We start from the raw sequence: 20,331 nt of genomic DNA on the forward strand, positions 1-20,331 counted from the left end.
CTTTGTCATGCTGAACTCGTTTATTCATTGATATTTACTTCAAATTAAGGTATTCATGAATTTTCGATGTCAGCATCTCGTTTAATGTTTGGATGGCAATTTTGAACTTTAAACCCTAAATTTTTGAACTCTAGAGCATGTACTTAATATTCGATACCGAAACCACAGGATTACCAAAACGATGGGATGCACCAATTACAGATACCGATAATTGGCCAAGATGTATCCAAATTGCATGGCAGTTGCATGATGCAATGGGAAATTGCATCGAGCATCAAGATTATTTGGTGCAACCAAAAGGTTTCAATATTCCCTATGATGCTGAAAAAATCCACGGGATTTCAACCGAATTAGCCCAAGAACAAGGCGTACCATTGTCCGAAGTTTTAGAGAAATTCAATCTCGCCTTGTCCAGAACAAAATTTGTTGTCGGACAAAATGTAACCTTCGATCTGAATATTATGGGAGCCGAGTTTGTGCGTGAAAACGTCGCAAACCCACTTCAAGAATTACCTGTTTTAGATACCTGTACGGAACATACCGCAGAATTATGCCAATTGCCTGGTGGACGTTATGGAAAGTTTAAGCTTCCAACGCTTACCGAATTACATCAATACTTATTCAATAAACCATTTGCCGAAGCGCACAATGCCACAGCCGATGTTGAAGCCACTACACGTTGCTTTTTAGAATTAATACGACGAAAGCAATACACCAAGGAACAGCTCGATGTTCAGCCTGATTATTTTGAAAAGTTTACACAAGAAAATCCTGCTGAAATCCAACTTATCGGCTTAAAACATATTAATCTTAAGAGGGAAAGTGCTAAAATCAATGCCAGACTTCAAAAAGAACAATCCGAAGCGGTCACGACAACTATTGATAAGGAAGCGGCATCGCAAATAAAAGAGGTTGATTTTGTGCATCTGCATAACCATTCCCAATTTTCAATATTACAATCCACAATTAGTATTAAGGATTTAGTAGCTGCTGCAGCCAAAGAAAATATGCCAGCCGTGGCGTTGACGGATCATGGTAATATGATGGGCGCTTTTCATTTTGTAAGTGCGGTTTCTAATCATAATAAAGGCGTCAAAGCACAACACAAGCAAGCCAAAGAAGCAGGCTTGGAAAAAAAAGGGAGACTAATAAAGCCAATTATTGGTTGTGAATTCTTTGTCTGCGAAAATCACGAAGACAAAACCCGAAAAGATAATGGGTATCAAATTGTGCTCATGGCTAAGAATAAAAAAGGCTATCACAATTTGGCAAAACTGTCCTCTGCCGCTTTTACTGATGGATTTTACTACGTTCCTAGAATCGACAAAAAACTTATTGAACAATACAAAGAAGATTTAATTTGTTTAACGGGAAACCTTTATGGTGAAGTGCCAAGTAAGGTGTTGAATGTTGGTGAAAATCAAGCTGAAGAAGCCTTGCTATGGTGGAAAGACACCTTTCAAGACGACTTATATGTTGAGTTGATGCGTCACGATCAGGAAGATGAAAATCGTGTGAATCCTGTGTTAATTCAGTTAGCTAAAAAGCACGATGTTAAATTAGTAGCAACCAACAATACTTATTATGTAGAGCAAGAAAACGCTAATGCTCACGATATTTTATTGTGTGTAAAAGATGGCGAAAAACAAGCGACACCAATTGGTCGTGGTCGTGGTTATCGTTATGGATTACCAAACCAAGAGTATTATTTTAAGTCTTCGGAAGAAATGAAGGCGTTGTTTAGGGATGTGCCTGAAGCGATTGTGAATATCCAAGAGGTCGTAGATAAGATTGAACCTTACGAGTTGGCTCGTGATGTATTGTTGCCGGCATTCGACATTCCAGATGAATTTAAACATGATGACGATTTAAAGGATGAAGGCAAACGAGGTGAAAATGCCTATTTAAGACATTTAACCTACGAAGGTGCAAAAAAACGCTATGGAGAGATCACACCAGAAATTGCAGAACGTCTCGATTTTGAGTTAAGTGTTATTGAAAATACCGGTTATCCTGGTTACTTCCTAATTGTAGAGGATTTTATTCGCGAAGCTAGAAAGATGGATGTGTCCGTTGGTCCTGGTCGTGGTTCGGCAGCCGGTTCTGTGGTGGCTTATTGTCTGTGGATTACCAATATCGATCCTATTAAGTACGATTTACTTTTTGAGCGTTTCCTAAATCCAGATCGTGTCAGTATGCCAGATATCGATATCGACTTTGATGATGAAGGTCGTGGTCGCGTTATGGATTATGTGATTGAAAAATATGGTTCCAATCAAGTGGCACAAATTATTACATACGGTACCATGGCGGCCAAATCGTCGATTAGGGATACAGCCAGAGTTTTGGATTTACCCTTAAATGAAGCCGACCATATCGCCAAATTAATTCCGCTGATGTCTAAACTCGGAAAGATTTTTGGTTTGGATGAAAAGGAACTCGCCAAGAAATTTAGGGCTGAAGATTTGGAGAAAATCAATGAATTGCTCAATATTTCTGATGGTGAAGATTTACAGGCCGAGACCATCAACCAAGCCAGAATTTTGGAAGGTTCGGTTCGTAATACGGGAATTCATGCCTGTGGTGTAATTATTACGCCAGGTGATATTACCAATTATGTACCTGTGTCTTTGGCTAAGGATTCCGATCTATATGTGACCCAATTTGATAACTCTGTCGTTGAAAGTGCTGGCTTGTTGAAAATGGATTTCTTGGGATTAAAAACCTTGACGCTGATTAAGGATACCGTTAAAATTGTAAAGGCGAAACACGATATAGATTTAGATCCTGATAGTTTTCCACTTGATGATGAAAAAACATACGAACTTTTCCAACGCGGCGAAACCGTTGGTGTATTTCAGTATGAATCGCCTGGCATGCAAAAGCACATGAAGAATTTGAAACCAACGGTTTTTGATGATTTAATTGCCATGAATGCACTTTATCGTCCAGGTCCAATGGAATATATTCCGAGTTTTATTGCGCGGAAACATGGAGATGAGGAGATAGATTACGATTTGCCAGAAATGGAAGAATATCTCAAGGAAACCTACGGTATTACGGTGTATCAAGAGCAAGTGATGTTGCTGTCCCAAAAATTAGCTGATTTTACCAAAGGTGAAGCCGATGTTTTGAGAAAAGCGATGGGTAAAAAGCAGATTGCGGTTTTGGATAAGATGAAACCAAAATTTATTGAGCAGGCAAGTGCCAAAGGATTAGATGCCAAAAAACTTGAGAAAATCTGGAAGGATTGGGAAGCCTTTGCAAGTTATGCCTTTAACAAGTCGCACTCCACTTGTTATGCTTGGATTGCTTACCAAACCGCCTATTTAAAAGCCCATTATCCAGCAGAATATATGGCTGCGGTTTTATCCAATAACATGAATGATATTAAATCCGTCACCTTCTTTATGGAAGAATGTAAGCGGATGCGATTACCGGTTTTGGGACCAAGTGTCAATGAGAGTTATTATAAGTTCTCCGTAAATAAGGATAATGCCGTTCGTTTTGGAATGGGAGCGATCAAAGGCGTGGGGCATGGCGCTGTAAAAACTATAGTAGAGAATAGAAAAGAAGATGGGAATTACAAATCTATTTTCGATTTGGCCAAACGTATCGATTTGCGAGCTGCCAATAAAAAAGCTTTTGAAGGTTTAGCAAATGCAGGTGGCTTTGATTGTTTTGCAGATACGCATCGAGCGCAATATTTTGCACACGATGGCGATGGCATTACCTTTTTGGAAAAAGCTGTAAAATATGGCGCCAAACATCAAGAAAATGAAAATTCGGCGCAGGTGAGTTTGTTTGGTGAGGCGAGTGATGTGCAAATTGCCGAACCTGTGGTGCCGCCTTGTGAAGATTGGGGAACGATGGAAAAACTATCGCGTGAAAGGGAAGTGGTTGGGATTTATATTTCTGGTCATCCTTTAGATGATTTTTCTATTGAAATGAAGACTTTTTGCAATGGTGTGGTCGCTCATTTTAATAATTTGGAAGCCATCGTCAATAAAGAAGTCACATTTGGTGGTGTGGTAACAGACGTGCAACATCGTGTGAGTAAGCAAGGTAAAGGTTGGGCAATTTTTACGATTGAAGATTATACAGATAGCCATGAGTTCAGGATTTTTGGAGAAGATTATTTAAAGTTCAGACACTTTTTTGTGATTAACTCTTTTGTGTATGTACGCGCCTTTGTCCGCGAAGGTTGGGTCAATAGGGATACGGGTAAAAAAGGCGATCCAAGAATTCAGTTTAACAGTTTCCAGTTGTTGCATGATGTTATGGATACCTACGCCAAGAAATTATCCATACAACTTAACATTAGGGATTTAGAACAAGATACAATTTCCGTGCTTTACGATTTAATAAAGTTCCATGAAGGCAGTCAAACCTTAAATTTTGTGGTCTATGATAATGCTGAAAAAATAAAAGTACAGATGCCAAGTCGAAAGAATAAGGTTAAGATTTCGCAGGAACTATTGGATGGTTTGAAGGAACATGATGTGATGTATAAGTTGAATTAATTTTGTCTTATTAGTGTTAATCTATCTAAGTCGTCTATTTAGCCATAATCAAAACAAATACTGCCAATGTAAGGTTTGCCAAATATTTTGACTAATTTTGTAATTCCATGATAACTATGGTGGAAGAAAAGCGAAGTACAATACAATAAACAATAAATATTATGGCATTAGAAATAACAGATGCAAATTTTGAAGAAACGGTATTAAAGAGTGAGAAGCCGGTAATGGTTGATTTTTGGGCTGCTTGGTGTGGACCATGTCGTATGGTTGGACCAATCATTGATGAAATCAGCACAGAATACGATGGTAAAGCTGTAGTTGGTAAAGTTGATGTTGATGCGAACCAAGAATTTGCTGCGAAATATGGTGTTAGAAACATACCTACGGTTTTGATTTTTCAGAACGGAGAAGTTGTGGGTCGCCAAGTTGGCGTTGCACCTAAAAACGCCTATTCGGAAGCGATTGACGCACTTTTATAGTCCATACTCTAAAAGAAATGATAAAAGGTTTGCCAGTTTGGTGAACCTTTTTTAGTTTGGGACGGAAAGCATGAAGCACGTAGCTCGAAGCTGGAAGTTTGAAGGCGAAAGCTGGAAGAATTGAGGCTGGATAGATTTTTTATAAGGAATAATAACGCAAGTAGCTAGTTTCTTCCCTTTGGGAAGGTTAGTAAGGGATGAACATACAACAAGAACTCAATAAAGCAGGAGGTTTTAAAAACCTGGAATTATTAGCGAAACAAGTCGTGGAGGGCTTTATTTCTGGGATGCATAAAAGTCCGTTTCATGGATTTTCGGCGGAGTTTGCTGAGCATAAAATTTATAATCAAGGTGAGAGTACCAAACATATAGATTGGAAATTGTATGCCAAAACCGACCGTTTATACACCAAGCGTTATGATGAGGAAACCAATTTGCGTTGCCATATTATATTAGACAATAGTAGTTCTATGCACTATCCGGAAACGGCTGGTACAACCATTGATAATCTTAATAAAATTGCATTTTCGGCATTGGCAAGTGCGTCGTTGATGCACATTCTTAAAAAGCAACGCGATGCTGTTGGTTTGAGTATTTATAGCGATGACTATGATTTTTATGCGCCAGAGAAGGGTAGTGAACGTCATCATCAGATGTTATTGCATAAGTTGAGCGAAGCTGTGGTTTCCAAACCAGAAACTAAAACCACGGAAACCTACCGCTATTTGCATCAAATTGCGGAAAAGATTCATCGCAGGTCCTTGATTTTTGTATTTACGGATATGTTTCAAACTTCGGAAGACGATGAGAAATTATTTGAAGCGTTGCGGCATTTAAAGCACAACAAGCATGAAGTGGTTTTATTTCATGTGTTTGATAAAGCAAAAGAAGAGGCCTTTGATTTTGACAACAGGCCGAAGCGATTTATTGATGTGGAGACTGGAGATCACATCAATTTATACGCAGACAACATCAAAGAAAACTACGAAAAGGCTGTCAAGGATTACTTTACGGACTTAAAGATTAAATGTGGGCAATACCGCATTAAATATGTTGAAGCCGACATCAAGGCTGGTTTTAATAGCATATTGACGACATACATGATAGAGCGCCAGAAATTTGTATAGAATAAAATTTATTTTTTCAGTTTTTTGTTTGTCAAATTAAAAATGCAATGTATATTTGCCCTCGCAATTAAGCAACGGTCTGGTAGTTCAGTTGGTTAGAATGTCGCCCTGTCACGGCGAAGGTCGCGGGTTCGAGTCCCGTCCAGACCGCTAAAATTGCAAAACTAAAGCTTCAAGAGATTGAGGCTTTTTTTAAGCAAAATTCCCAATGTCTCGGGACTAAAAATGTTGTGTTGTTCTAGGAGAAATCCTAGAGTAGTTGTAAGATTCCCAATCAAATTGGGAGCTTACCAATGAAAGGCTTTCCTTTTTTCTTTTTAAGAAGATTGGGATGCTTTTTTGTTTTTAGCCTATATAGTCTGCATTTTTCAGCAAATATACCCTGTATTAGGTATGGTATTACGGTTTATTGTGCATTAGATTGCATAGCAACTAAAAAACATCAACCAATTATGAAAAAATTACGTGTTATTATTTTACTGATCTTGTTTTCAACAGTTCTAAATGCTCAAGAGACTGTTTTAGAGTGGTCTAATTCTATTGGCGGAACAGGTGCCGACTTTAGTGCTTCAATAACAATTGATAATTTGGGGAATACATATGTTACTGGTAATTTTTCTGGAACAGTTGACTTTGATCCATCTTTCTCAGTTTTTAATTTAACGTCTAACGGTGCTGATGATATTTATATTCAAAAATTAGATCCTAACGGCAATTTCGTTTGGGCTAAATCATTAGGGGGAACGAGTTTTGATAGAGGAAATGCGATTACTACTGATAGTTTTGGCAATGTATATGTGGCAGGATATTTTCAATTAACAGCCGATTTTGACCCAGGAGCTTCTTCTTTTAATTTATCTTCTAATGGGTTGCAAGATGCTTTTCTTTTAAAACTTGATAGCTCGGGCGATTTTATCTTAGCTAGAGCATTTGGTTCTGCTGGTAGCAATTGGTTTTGGGGGTTAAATATAGACTTAAATGGTGATATTATTCTTTCAGGTCTTTTTGCTGATCTAGTAGATTTTGATCCAAGTGCTTCAACTTTTTTTATGGATTCTGGATCATCTGCAGAACAAGATGTAGTTATTCTAAAATTAGATTCAAATGCAGATTTTTTATGGGCAAAACAAATTGATGGTTTAGAATCTGACGAAAATTGGTCTAATACAACTGATGATTTAGGAAACATTTATATTACAGGTAACTTTAAGGGCACCACAAATTTTGACCCTAATAATTCTGATTTTTCATTAACATCTAATGGAGATTTTGATGCGTTTGTTCTTAAGTTGAATACAAGTGGGAATTTTCTTTGGGCTAAATCTATAGGAGGTAATTTACTTGATAAAGGATATTCTATAAAATCAAAAGGGTCTAATGTTTATCTAAGTGGAAGATTTGAAAGTACCGTAGATTTTGATCCTAATGCATCAATATTTAATATGACTTCTAATGGTGGATATGATAGTTTCGTGCTTAAATTAAATAGTGAGGGAGATTTTATATGGGCTAAGTCTACTGGAGGAAGTTCTCAAGACCTGGGTAGGGGTTTATCCATAGATTCAGCGGGTTCTATATATGTTACAGGAAGCTTTGGAGGTACTGTAGATTTTGATCCAAATAATTCAGTGAATAATTTAACTTCTAACGGTAACGAAGATATTTTTATTCAAAAATTAGATTCAGATGGTAACTTAATGTATGCGCAATCCTTTGGAGGAGCATTATTTGACCAAGGTTATTCTATTGCATTTGATAATCTTGATAATTTGCATTTAACTGGTATATACCAAGATGTTGTAGATTTTGACCCCAGCTCTTCTGTCTTTAATATGACTTCAAATGGAGATTCCGATGTTTTTGTTCTAAAGTTAAGCCAACTAGGATTAGGATTAGTTGAGAATAACTTTCTTAAAACTATAGAAATTTACCCTAATCCTGTTAAAGATATGCTTACTATAAATTCAAAACAACCTATAGATCATGTTATAATTTATAGTCTTTTAGGGCAAAAAGTAGTATCATATAAAGACTTAGCCAATAATAAAATAGATATTTCTAATTTTTCAAAAGGATTATACATTTTAACTGCTGAAATAAATGGAGCGATACAATCGATAAAATTTGTAAAAGAGTAATCAACTATTCCAGATTGTTTTACCCATTAACGTCGTCTATATAAAACTAACAGAGGATATTGTTTATTTAAAACGAGGTTAACGATTGTCTTAGCGAGATTGAAATATCTTCTTTAAAAGTTTTTTTGAAATTAATACAGCTGATACTATTTTGGCGTTTCAGAATATAAAAGAACATCATGCTAAATGATTTAAACATTTTTAATTCTAACTGTTAAACATTTGGAAATAAAGCTTCAAGAGATTGAGGCTTTGCTTTTTTTCTTTTTAAGAAGATTGGGATGCTTTTTTGTTTTTAGCCTATATTGTCTGCATTTTCAGCAAATATACCCTGTATTAGGTATGGTGTTATGTTTTGTTGTATATTAGATTGCATATCAAATATAAACACTTAATCTAGGCTATTATTTAACATACTAAATGTGTTTATGTTAAAGGTGCTTAAGAACTAAGCCTTAATGTGTATTCATAAGGTTTTCACGTTGATAAGGTATGTATCTTTTTTTTACCTCTTGTAAGTCATTATTGAATAACATAAATTAGGAGTCTTTAAGATCTCCTATTTTAATAACCAATCAATTAAAGTTTTTAAATTATGAAAAATTACTACTGTCTTATTTTTGTAACATTATGCTGTGTTTTTAGTTTAAATGCTCAATTAGAAGGGTCTTGGCGAATTTCTCCAGAGGTAGGAGCCTTAAAATTTGGACCAGAACCAGGTTCTGATCTTTGGTACATTAATGATCCTCAAACACTCATAGATAGAGCTTGTTTTTTTGACGATACATATGTTTTCAATATGGATGGTTCATTTCATAATCTTTTAGGATCTGAAACTTGGATAGAAGAATTTCAAGGTGCTTCAACGCTAGGGCAATGTGATGTCCCGGTTTTTCCTCATGATGGAACAGCCAATGCAACTTACGTTTATGATGATATTGCAGGGACCATTACACTTAATGGACAAGGGTCGTTTTTGGGACTAGCAGTTGCAAATAATGAAGGAAATTTAACTGATCTCCTTAACGTACCACAATCGATAACTTATGACGTGGTTTTATCAGACAATAATAGCGTAATGACCCTTTCTATAGAGTCAGGCACTGGTTCGTTTTGGACCTTCAAACTTATTAGCGTTGATCTAGTGAATATTATAGACACCAATTTCGAAAATTATTTAGAAACGCATAATGCTAATGGTGATGCAGTCGCGTTAGGAGATGCCTCGAGCATGGGTGATGGTGTTCTCAATAATTTAACCTTAAAAAGCAGAGTAGAGAACGTTACTGAGCTTAATGTCAATGATAGTAACATAGCTAGTCTACAGGGTATAGAGGCGTTTACTAATTTAGAAATATTATTCTGCCAAAGAAATCTACTAACGAGTCTCGATGTTTCTCAGAACCTAGCGTTAGAAGAACTGGAGTGCGAAACGAATCAATTATCTACCTTAAACGTAAGTCAAAATACGGCCTTAAGGGTTTTGGGATGTTCAGACACCAATTTATCAACCATAGATGTCAGTAATAATTTATTGTTGGAAGCGATATGGTTTACCAATAACAATATCGAAAGTTTAAATTTAGATAGCAATACAGCACTGCGAACGTATGGACTCTCCAACAACCCGTTGGTTTATATGTCCATCAAAAATGGAAATAATGCAAATATGCTATATATTGAAGCTCAGAATTTACCGAGTTTAACCTGTATTGAGGTTGATGATGAAAATGCAGCTTATTTAAGTGAAAGTAACTGGAATGTAGATCCGAGTATCACATTTAGTAATGATTGTGGTACTTTTTTTATATCAGACACCAATTTCGAAAATTATTTAGAAACGCATAATGCTAATGGTGATGCAGTCGCGTTAGGAGATGCCTCGAGCATGGGTGATGGTGTTCTCAATAATTTAACCTTAAAAAGCAGAGTAGAGAACGTTACTGAGCTTAATGTAAATGATAGTAACATAGCTAGTTTACAGGGTATAGAGGCGTTTACTGATTTAGAAATATTATTCTGCCAAAGAAATCTACTAACGAGTCTCGATGTTTCTCAGAACCTAGCGTTAGAAGAACTGGAGTGCGAAACGAATCAATTATCTACCTTAAACGTAAGTCAAAATACGGCCTTAAGGGTTTTGGGATGTTCAGACACCAATTTATCAACCATAGATGTCAGTAATAATTTATTGTTGGAAGCGATATGGTTTACCAATAACAATATCGAAAGTTTAAATTTAGATAGCAATACAGCACTGCGAACGTATGGACTCTCCAACAACCCGTTGGTTTATATGTCCATCAAAAATGGAAATAATGCAAATATGCTATATATTGAAGCTCAGAATTTACCAAATTTAACCTGTATTGAGGTTGATGATGAAAATGCAGCTTATTTAAGTGAAAGTAACTGGAATGTAGATCCGAGTATCTCCTTTGGGGAAGACTGTGGAGATCTTTGGACAATTTATACATCTGATGTTAATTTAGATACGGCGTTGTCTGGTTATGGTAATGCGATTGATACTAACGGAGATGGAGAAATCACTCTTAACGAGGCAGCAGCTTATACCGGTGTTTTAGACTTGAGTAACTCAGGTATTACTGATATTCAAGGACTACAAGGTTTTACAGCGGTTACGGAAATTAATCTTTCAGGTAATGATATTACAGACTTAAGTCCATTGTTTGGAAGTAGTACCGTAATTTTAATTAATAGACAAACCCAATTGAGAACTGTAGCGAATTCTAGTTTTTCAGCGCTCTCCGTTTTAGATGTAAGTGATAATAATCTTGAAAGTATTGACCTAAGTGAATTAACAACTTTAGTAGAATTTTACTGCTCTAATAATGCATTAAATAGTCTCAACGTAAAAAATGGTAATAATGAAATCTTGACAAGTTTTGATGCGTCAAATAACTCAGAATTGAGTTGTATAGAAGTGGATAATGCCATCGCGGCGAGTTCGGGATTAAATTCATATAGCTCGTGGATTAAAGACACACTAGCAATTTATTCTGAAGATTGTTTCAGCACATTAAGCATAGACGATAATGATGGTATACCGTACATTTCAATTTTTCCAAACCCGGTTAAAGATGTACTTACTATAAATTCAAAACAACCTATAGATCATGTTATAATTTATAGTCTTTTGGGGCAAAAAGTAGTATCATATAAAGACTTAGCCAATAATAAAATAGATATTTCTAATTTTTCAAAAGGATTATACATTTTAACTGCTGAAATAAATGGAGCGATACAATCGATAAAATTTGTAAAAGAGTAATCAACTATTCCAGATTGTTTTACCCATTAACATCTATCTAGAACCAGCAGAAGATGTTGTTTTGTTTAAAAGGAGGTTCACGATTGTCTTAGCGAGATTGAAATATCTTCTTTAAAAGTTTTTTTGAAATTAATACAACTGATACTATTAGAGCGTTTAAGAATATAAAAGAACATCATGTTAATTGATTTAAATTTATTCGTGATTCTACTGTTAAATCATTTGGAAATAAAGCTTCAAGAGATTGAGGCTTTTTTTAAGCAAGGTTCCCAATGTCTTGGGACTAAAAATGTTGTGTTTTTCTAGGAGAAATCTTAGAGTAGTTGTAAGATTCCCAATCAAATTGTGAGCTTACCAATGAAAGGTTTTCCTTTTTTCTGTTCCGATAGCTATCGGAAGAAGATGGGATGCTTTTTTGTTTTAGGACGGTTTTGGGATATTTATCCATGACGTCCATTATTTAACTTATAGCTTATTACAAATTACACTTCTCCATTTTAATTAAGAATTTTATAAATACAACGATAGGTCTAAAGTCTAAGTTGTCAACAAGTTATGAACACAAAATATGCGTTTAGTCGAACAATAAAAGCGTTTAGTCGATGAAATATTAGGAAATCATAAAATTACGCTTATATTTGTACTCCTTCATAAGTCCTCAAATCGCTTATAAAGGAAAATTTTAATCCATTTTACTATTAGACATTCACTTGTCTAGAAAACGTCCCTCGTTTTTATTTTAGTATAATTTTAGGTTTCCCCTAAAATAGTTAATAATCCATTCCCTTCCCTCAACGTAGCGCATTGCGCTGCAGATTTTTGATGTTAACTTATTTTTAACCCTAATTTAATACTTATGAAAACCCTAAAAATTACTTTTGCTCTTGCAGCTATTATGTTATTAACTGTATCTGGTGTACAATCTGAATCAAATTCAGTTTCTGAAAACAATGAAATTAAACAACCAACTAAGATTGAATTGTTGGCTCATAATAAAGCAAAAGTAAAAAAACCTACTAATATGTAATTACAGAATTATAACTTAAAATTAAACTTAGTCCTTATCATTTTGGTAAGGACTTTTTTCGTTATTGTAAGTTCAAAGGGAAAAGAAGATATTTTGTTTTAACTTTGATTTATATATTAAAACTCACAATATTGAAATCAAATGTTTTCTCGACTTTCCTATTAATGATTTTTGTGAGTCTTTGTTGCGCTCAAACAACTTCTCATAATACATTATCTGACAGTGTTCAAAAGCTGATTAGGAATTCGAAAAATGAAAGTTATACAGAAACTGAAAGATTTGGCTATGCGAAAAAAGCACAATCTCTAGCTAATAGTATCTCCAATGACACCCTTTCCTTACTTGCGAGCAGAAATATATTAGGATACTATTTTGACAATAATCCTGAAGCTTTTTTAAAAACTAATCATGATATTATTAAATTGTCAGTAAAACTAAAGGATTCTCTGCAGTTTGGTTTAGCAAATTATGCTTTAGGGTATTCTTACCATATTCAGCAATCAAGTGATAGCGCTTATTACTATTATTCCAAGGCTGCTAAAATATTTGATGGTTTAGACAATAGAGAACAACTCTCATACAGTTTAGGAAGCTTATCTGCGATACAATTAGATGGTAAAGACTACTATGGCGCTGAGGAAAACGCTGTTAGAGCCTTACGTATTCTCGAAAATATTAAAGAAACCAATGAAATATTAGATCAAAAATGGATTCTCTATAATACTCTTGGAAGCATAGCAAATTCATTAAAAAACTATGATAATGCATTGGAATATCATGGTAGAGCATTGGGTGTTGCTAAGCGTATGGAAAACGATTATAATAACGGTATATATAGTCTCAATAACATGGCTTTTGTTAAAAGGGAACAAGGGCATTATGAAGAAGCTAAAACCATTTTTAAGGATATTTTAGAAACCAAAAATTTATATGAACAAGATCCGTCCTTTTATGCATTAATACTTGAAAATCTTGCTTATACATCATATTTATCGGGTACATATGACAGACAAAATGTGATTAATCTTTTTCAAAGATCAAATCGTATCTGTGATAGTATTGATGATATTATTACTAAGACAGGTACTGTTGTTAGTATGGCAAAATTTTATAAAGGTATTGGCAATAATGTTAAAGCTGAAGTTTATGCCAACCAGGCTTATAGTTTAGCAAGGGACATTGAGTCTAACGAAATCTTATTAGAATCGATGCTGTTGCTTTCAGAATTAAATGAAGAGAGCGAATCTAAAAGATACTTAGAAGAATATATTAAATTATCAGACAGTTTACTGCAGGTCGAACGTAACGTAAGAAACAAATTTGCCAGAATAGAATTAGAAACAGACCAATTAGAAGCCGAAAACAAACAAATATCCAAAGAAAACTTATACTTATTAATCTTATCCATTGGTTTACTCTTAACGGTTATATTGGTTTATGTCCTAATATCGCAACGTGCAAAAAACAGAAAATTAAAGCTTATGCAAGTACAGCAAAAAGCTAATGAAGACATATACAACTTAATGTTGGGTCAACAAGATAAGGTTGAAGAAGCAAGGGCAAAGGAAAAAATAAGAGTATCCAAAGAACTACACGATGGTGTTTTAGGACCGCTTTTCGGTGCTAGATTAAGCCTGGATAGTATTAACTTTAATGAGGGAAAAGAGGCTATGATGGCCAGAGCAAAATATATCGGCCAGTTGCAGTCCATTGAACAGGATATCCGTAAAATTTCGCATGATTTAAGTGTGGATTTTGAATCAGGATCTAGCTTTATAGATATCCTTACTGAGCTTATTGAAACCCAAACAATAGCATACAATTTAGAGCACGACTTCAATTCTACGGATGATATTAGCTGGGACTTGGTATCTAACAAAACCAAAATCAATATTTATAGAATTATCCAAGAGTCTATGCAGAATATCTATAAACATGCGAATGCAAAAGCGATTAAAATTAGCATTTTGTTAGAAAATGATTTAATTTGCTTAGATATTGTAGATGATGGAGATGGCTTTGATACCTCTAAAAGTAAAAAAGGTATTGGCTTAAAAAACATGAAATCCCGAGTAGAAGATATCGATGGAAAAATCAATTTTACATCACAACCAGGCAACGGAACAAAAGTTAATGTAAAGATTCCCTTCCCCAATTAAACCAATCTAAATGGACCACATTAAAATCCTAATGGTAGATGACCACCCAATTATTATTGAGGGTTATCAAAATGTGCTATTAGCTACGAAACAAGACCATCAAACCTTACATATTGAAACAGCTCATAATTGTGATGAAGCTGTTGCCATGATAGAACAAGCCTCAAAAAAATATCCTTATCATATTTGTTTTTTTGATATTAGTTTACCCGCTTCCGAAGACGGGAAGTATGCTTCTGGTGAAGACTTAGCTTTATTGGCAAAAAAGTTAATGCCCAGGACTAAGATCGTAATTCTGACTATGTTTAACGAAACCTATAGAATTCATAATATCATAAAAGAGATTGATCCACAAGGATTTCTCATAAAAAGTGATTTAACGTCCATGGAGTTGGCGGATGGTTTTCAACAAATATTAAAATCGCCACCTTATTACAGTACTACGGTAAATAATTACTTGAAGAAAACGGTTTCTAGCGATATTTATGTAGATAATATTAATCGGAAGATTTTGCACCTATTATCCCAAGGTATTAAAACGAAAAGCTTAAATGAATATATCGACATTTCTACCAGTGCCATAGAAAAACGGAAAAAGCAACTCAAAATTTTATTTTCTGTTCATGATGGAAAGGACGAAACATTGCTAAGAGAAGCAAAAGATAAAGGATATTTATAAAAAAAAGAAAAAAAAATGTACTTTTTTAAAGGTGAAAAAATGCTTGTAGGTGTTGTTAAATAAGGAAACTACGGTTTTACCACAGCAAGTTTGCGGTTTTACCACAGCAAAAAGTGAAAACCCTATCTTATATTTACACCATCAGCAAGAATTAATTAATCCCTTATTAAGTATTTGTTGAATTAATAGCAAGAAAAATAACCTAGTCGTATGATATATGACTAGGTTTTTTCTTGACTAAAGCGCTTCAAGACCAAGTGGTATTGTGTTCCAATAATTTCACAATAAAAAAGCCTAAATACACCATAGCCACAATAAACTTCAGAAATGTTGATGCTATAAATCCCAGAAATGAGCCAAAAGCAGCTTTCAATGCTTTATCCATATCGTTTCTGTGCATCATTTCCCCAATTAGTGCGCCTATAAAAGGGCCAATTATAATTCCAAAAGGAATAGGAGAGAGCAGCCCAATAATTAAACCAAGCATTGTGCCAATCATTCCAGCTCTGCTGCCACCAAAACGCTTTGTGCCAATAGCAGGAATAATATAGTCTAGCACATAAATAAATATGGCGAACAGTAACGTAACAATCAAAAAAGTCTGACTCAATTCTACGCCTTCCGTAAAATGAAGCACTAACAGACCAGCCCAACTGGTCAATGGTCCAGGTAAAACTGGTAAGAAACTACCGACTATGCCCAGAATCATTAAAAGCAGTGCTATAAATATCAAAAAAATTTCCATGTTTATATATTGTATTTAGCAATAAGACGCAATACGTAAACGAAAGTTACCTTTTTTGAACTAAAAACGTTGTTATATTTGAATATGGATTGCTGTTATACGAGAATAACCAATTTGGGACTAAAACTAAAAGCAAACCACAGTAATTAACTGATCTTTTAAATAAAAAATTGTACTTTTCGCTATCAGAAATTTAGTAATGAATCGAATCGTTTTTCTTTTAATCTTCTTTCTAATAACTTCCTGTAATTATTTTGATAAGAAAAAAGTATATCCTGAAGATTTATTGGAGGAAGAACTGCAAACTTTTAACTGGAATGAGGTGGACACCTATCCAACATTCAGTAGTTGCGATGCTTTAACCACTAAAGAAGAATCTAAAGCCTGTTTTCAAAATACCTTAATTACTAACGTAAATCAGTTTTTAAAAGCTCAGAATATCGTAGTTTCTAATGATGTTAATGATACCATTAGACTAAACATTAAAATCGATAACTACGGCGCCTTAGCCATAGAATCTATTAAAATACAACCCGAAACCATTCAAGAAATTCCAGAGATTGACAGTCTATTGCGTCAGAGTTTAAAAAGTATTCCTAAAATATATCCAGCAATAAAACGAGGTCAGCAAGTCACTACGGCTTTTCAGTTGCCTGTGATTGTGATAATCAACTAAGCTAATGGCTTATCAGTCCTGTAATTTGCTTTAATGGACTTGTTTCTGTGAATAAGAATTGTTTGAATTTGGCTTTAAGCAACCAATACAGTTACAATAATGACATATTATTTCTTAAACCTTCTACCTTTCCATTCATAAGATTTAAAAAGTGATAAAATCGCAATGAACACACTAAAAAAAGGATAGATAACACTCGAAAACACATAAGAAAGTAAAAAGTTTTCCTGTTTAAAAAAACGGGAGGTTTTAAATAACAATAAAAAGTCGATGCTAAATTTTATCACGAATAAAGCAATCGCAATTTTTATAGAAAGAATATTCAAAAAAACAGTAGGAATTAAAGCTAAACAGGCAAAATTTCCAAACAAAACAACAAGACCAACTAATTTACCAAACCAATTTTTATAATGGCTAGACTTCGAAGCCCATCGCAAACGTTGCTGAATTAGCGTTTTGATACTTTGAGCAGGATTCGTAGTTACAATCGCTTGTTCAGATTTTAAATAGTGAACTTTTTTAGCGTCTTGTTTTAAAAGTTTTTCAAGTAGAAAAATATCATCTCCACTCGAAATAGTATTGTTGCCTTCAAAACCATTGGCCGAATTAAATTCAGATTTACAATAAGCAAAATTGGCACCATTGCACAAAAATGGTTTGTTTATGCCAAAACCACCAATAGTTGCCCCTTGTAAACTCAGAAAATCCAAAGTTTGAAACCGGTTGAAAAAAGACGTGCTACCATGATAAGTCACAGGTGCAACGATACAATTCGGTTGGTTGGCTTGAATACATTCATCAAAAGCATCGAGCCAATATTTAGGTAAAATACAATCCGCATCAGTGGTTACAATCCAGTTGTGTTTTGAAGCTTTTATGGCCGTAGTAATGGCATCTTTTTTAGGGGATTTTGATGTTCTTTCATTTTGAATAATCCTAATGGTGTCAATTCGAGGGTTTTGGTTTTTGCGAGATGTATGAAGAATGTTTTCTATGATTGAAACCGAATCATCGTCAGACCCATCATCGACCAAAATCACTTCAAACATCGTTTTTGGATAATTCAAATTAAAAATGGAATCTAATAACTTCGGAAGGTTGTTACCTTCATTTCTAAATGGAATGACAATTGAGAATTTAGTCTTCGCTGGTAAATCCTGTAGCTTGAAATCTTCAACCTTATCAAACCCATAAACGAATAAACCTATGACTATGAGATATAAAAGAATAAAAAAAATGAGTAATGGGGTTAGCATTATATTACAGGTTTTGGAAGTTTAAAGTTAAGCACAAAATAACTTCCAAAAACACTCGGAATCACAAAATTGAGCAGCCACATTATTGTTGTAATAGACAAAATAGTTAGTTCATTAATATCAGCATAGCCAAACAAGAATACGGCAATGCTTCCTTTTACCACCACATCAAAAATTGAAATGCTTGGCAAAATCGATGCCAACAAATACATACTTGTAATAATAACCATGGTGTCTAAATAATCGATATGAACACCAAATACCGTCAACAAATAATAAAACTGAAATGAAAATACAAGGTATCGCGTTAACGACAATGTCAAGTTGGTTATATGTGTTTGAGAAGGTATGTTTTTTATAAATTGTAGAATACGCTCTAAAGGAAATCCTTTTATTCTAAACCGTTTTTGTTTCATGACCAACCATACCAACACACCAAAAACTAAAATAATTATACCTAAAATTAAAAGGTTATAATGATTGATGTTTATTGGATAGCGGTTGATAAAAAATAGTAAACCGATAACACCTAAAAAAGTTGTTATGGTCATTTGAGCCATATTTCCCAATAGGTTCAACAAAACAATTTTTGTTCTTAAGGTTTTTTTATAATAAACGGCTTTTGCTCCATAATCACCAAGACGATTTGGTGTAATTAGCGATGCTGTTTGTCCTCCTAAACTTTGTTCTAAAGCCGATTTAAAGGAAATACGCTTTAGGGTTTTTACTAAATATTGCCATTTCAATATTTCGAAAAACCAGTTAAAACAGCTCAAAAGGAGCAAAAAAATCATGTTTTTGATGGAAAAAGTGTTGTTTTCTTTTAAAAATGAGATAAATTGACTGAATCCTAAATTTTCATTTTCAGCAATTTTAGAATAAATAAAATAAAATGCCGCAACTACAATACCCAACTTAATTAGGACTACAAAGAATTGTTTAGTTTTGTGTTGTGAATTGACATTCATACTGCAAATAAAATCAAAAACTTAGAGATGCAATATAATTTTAAACAATACCTTTTCTTTTTTGGTCTCGTTTTTATCACTTTTAAAAGCGAAGCACAGTTTAAAGATACAGCCAAGTGGAAAGCACTTTTCGCGGTTGGAATTAATTATCCTACAACTGATGGTTTTGTAAATGGGTCTTATGCAAAATCGGTAAATTTTCCAACTGTTAATTTGGGTATTCAACACATGTTAAAACGGCAATATGGTGTAAAGCTAGACTTTGGCTTCAACCGATTTAAAAATGCAGATGACACACCAGAATTTAAAATCAACTATTCAAGGATTAATGCACAATTTGTTTATGATCCTTCAAGTTATCTTAGGTTTTTGCCTATGAGATTAAGAACCGTTGTCCATGCTGGTCCCGGAATCACATTTGCAAAACCTCTAGGTACTTTAACTGCAAATAAGCAGACCTTTTTAAATTTGCTTGGTGGATTGGAGATTCATTATGCCATCAACGAAAAAGTGTCTATCTACTCTGATGTCGCTTATTTATATGGTGTTACCACCTTAGACGATTACAATCCTGCCTTAACAGGCTTAGGTGCTTTTAACGGCAGCGTTTTTAACCTTACCTTTGGCGTGGCAGTTTCACTAAGTGGTTGCCGATATTGCGATTAACGAATAAGATATCCATTGGCATGGATAATAAATATGAGCAAAGAAAAAATTATTTTAGGCATAGATCCTGGTACAACCATTATGGGTTTCGGACTCATAAAAATTGTGGGTAAAAAAATGGAATTTATGCAACTCAATGAGCTCATGCTAAAAAAATATGACGATCATTACCTTAAGCTCAAACTTATTTTTGAACGTACTGTAGAACTCATAGATACCTACCATCCTGACGAAATTGCCATCGAAGCACCATTCTATGGTAAAAATGTACAAAGTATGCTAAAATTAGGTCGTGCGCAAGGTGTTGCTATGGCAGCAGGTTTATCTCGCGAAGTTCCCATAACGGAATACGCACCCAAGAAAATAAAAATGGCAATTACCGGAAACGGAAATGCCAGTAAGGAGCAAGTTGCTAAAATGCTGCAAAGCATGTTAGGTTTAAAAGAACTGCCTAAAAATTTGGATTCTATGGATGGTCTGGCAGCAGCTGTTTGTCATTTTTATAACGAAGGCCGCGTTGAGGTTGGAAAGAGTTATTCTGGTTGGTCGGCTTTTGTTAAGCAGAATGAAAGGCGTGTAAAAAAGTAGGCAGTCTC

14 protein-coding genes and 1 tRNA gene are annotated in these 20,331 nt (G+C 34.5%); 12 read left to right on the top strand and 3 right to left on the bottom strand.

What is annotated here, in order from left to right:
* The first annotated feature begins 137 nt into the window (after positions 1-137).
* From dnaE to HM990_RS01420, 9 genes are all read left to right on the top strand, one after another.
* Positions 138-4,523 (top strand): DNA polymerase III subunit alpha, encoded by a 4,386-nt coding sequence (gene dnaE, locus HM990_RS01380; RefSeq protein WP_178987217.1) that lies wholly within the window; start codon positions 138-140, stop codon positions 4,521-4,523.
* A gap of 161 nt (positions 4,524-4,684) precedes the next feature.
* The gene (gene trxA, locus HM990_RS01385) at positions 4,685-5,002 is read left to right on the top strand and encodes a thioredoxin (protein WP_178987218.1); all 318 of its coding nucleotides are present in this window, start codon (positions 4,685-4,687) and stop codon (positions 5,000-5,002) included.
* 197 nt (positions 5,003-5,199) lie between these two features.
* Entirely contained in the window at positions 5,200-6,129 is a 930-nt protein-coding gene (locus HM990_RS01390; RefSeq protein ID WP_178987219.1) for a DUF58 domain-containing protein, read from the top strand.
* A gap of 76 nt (positions 6,130-6,205) precedes the next feature.
* A tRNA-Asp gene (locus HM990_RS01395) sits at positions 6,206-6,279 on the top strand.
* A gap of 302 nt (positions 6,280-6,581) precedes the next feature.
* On the top strand, positions 6,582-8,267 hold the full coding sequence (locus HM990_RS01400) for an SBBP repeat-containing protein (RefSeq protein WP_178987220.1): 1,686 nt from the start codon (positions 6,582-6,584) through the stop codon (positions 8,265-8,267).
* A 595-nt stretch (positions 8,268-8,862) separates the two neighbouring features.
* Positions 8,863-11,559, top strand: a complete 2,697-nt coding sequence (locus HM990_RS01405; RefSeq protein ID WP_178987221.1) for a T9SS type A sorting domain-containing protein — start codon at positions 8,863-8,865, stop codon at positions 11,557-11,559.
* An 856-nt stretch (positions 11,560-12,415) separates the two neighbouring features.
* Positions 12,416-12,586 (top strand): hypothetical protein, encoded by a 171-nt coding sequence (locus tag HM990_RS01410; protein WP_178987222.1) that lies wholly within the window; start codon positions 12,416-12,418, stop codon positions 12,584-12,586.
* Positions 12,587-12,717: 131 nt separating this feature from the next.
* Positions 12,718-14,745 carry a tetratricopeptide repeat-containing sensor histidine kinase gene (locus HM990_RS01415; RefSeq protein ID WP_178987223.1) on the top strand — a complete coding sequence of 676 codons (2,028 nt, stop codon included), beginning with the start codon at positions 12,718-12,720 and terminating at the stop codon, positions 14,743-14,745.
* Positions 14,746-14,755: 10 nt separating this feature from the next.
* Entirely contained in the window at positions 14,756-15,424 is a 669-nt protein-coding gene (locus tag HM990_RS01420) for a response regulator (RefSeq protein WP_178987224.1), read from the top strand.
* 247 nt (positions 15,425-15,671) lie between these two features.
* On the opposite strand, the gene HM990_RS01425 is transcribed toward HM990_RS01420, so the two are convergent.
* Positions 15,672-16,169 (bottom strand): DUF456 domain-containing protein, encoded by a 498-nt coding sequence (locus HM990_RS01425; RefSeq protein WP_178987225.1) that lies wholly within the window; start codon positions 16,167-16,169, stop codon positions 15,672-15,674.
* A 199-nt stretch (positions 16,170-16,368) separates the two neighbouring features.
* Here HM990_RS01425 and HM990_RS01430 point away from each other — a divergent pair, with 199 nt between their 5' ends.
* Positions 16,369-16,845: a hypothetical protein gene (locus HM990_RS01430; RefSeq protein WP_178987226.1), complete on the top strand. Its 477-nt coding sequence runs from the start codon at positions 16,369-16,371 to the stop codon at positions 16,843-16,845.
* Positions 16,846-16,952: 107 nt separating this feature from the next.
* On the opposite strand, the gene HM990_RS01435 is transcribed toward HM990_RS01430, so the two are convergent.
* Both HM990_RS01435 and HM990_RS01440 read right to left on the bottom strand, forming a co-directional pair.
* On the bottom strand, positions 16,953-18,101 hold the full coding sequence (locus HM990_RS01435; protein WP_178987227.1) for a glycosyltransferase: 1,149 nt from the start codon (positions 18,099-18,101) through the stop codon (positions 16,953-16,955).
* Positions 18,101-19,069: a lysylphosphatidylglycerol synthase domain-containing protein gene (locus tag HM990_RS01440; RefSeq protein WP_178987228.1), complete on the bottom strand. Its 969-nt coding sequence runs from the start codon at positions 19,067-19,069 to the stop codon at positions 18,101-18,103. Before HM990_RS01440 ends, HM990_RS01435 begins: the two co-directional genes overlap by 1 nt.
* 27 nt (positions 19,070-19,096) lie before the next feature.
* Here HM990_RS01440 and HM990_RS01445 point away from each other — a divergent pair, with 27 nt between their 5' ends.
* Together HM990_RS01445 and ruvC are read left to right on the top strand one after the other, a co-directional pair.
* Positions 19,097-19,735 (top strand): cell envelope biogenesis protein OmpA, encoded by a 639-nt coding sequence (locus tag HM990_RS01445; RefSeq protein WP_178987229.1) that lies wholly within the window; start codon positions 19,097-19,099, stop codon positions 19,733-19,735.
* A 33-nt stretch (positions 19,736-19,768) separates the two neighbouring features.
* On the top strand, positions 19,769-20,323 hold the full coding sequence (gene ruvC / locus HM990_RS01450) for a crossover junction endodeoxyribonuclease RuvC (RefSeq protein ID WP_178987230.1): 555 nt from the start codon (positions 19,769-19,771) through the stop codon (positions 20,321-20,323).
* Positions 20,324-20,331 lie beyond the last annotated feature (8 nt).

It is taken from the genome of Winogradskyella schleiferi, from assembly GCF_013394655.1.
Lineage (GTDB): Bacteria > Bacteroidota > Bacteroidia > Flavobacteriales > Flavobacteriaceae > Winogradskyella > Winogradskyella schleiferi.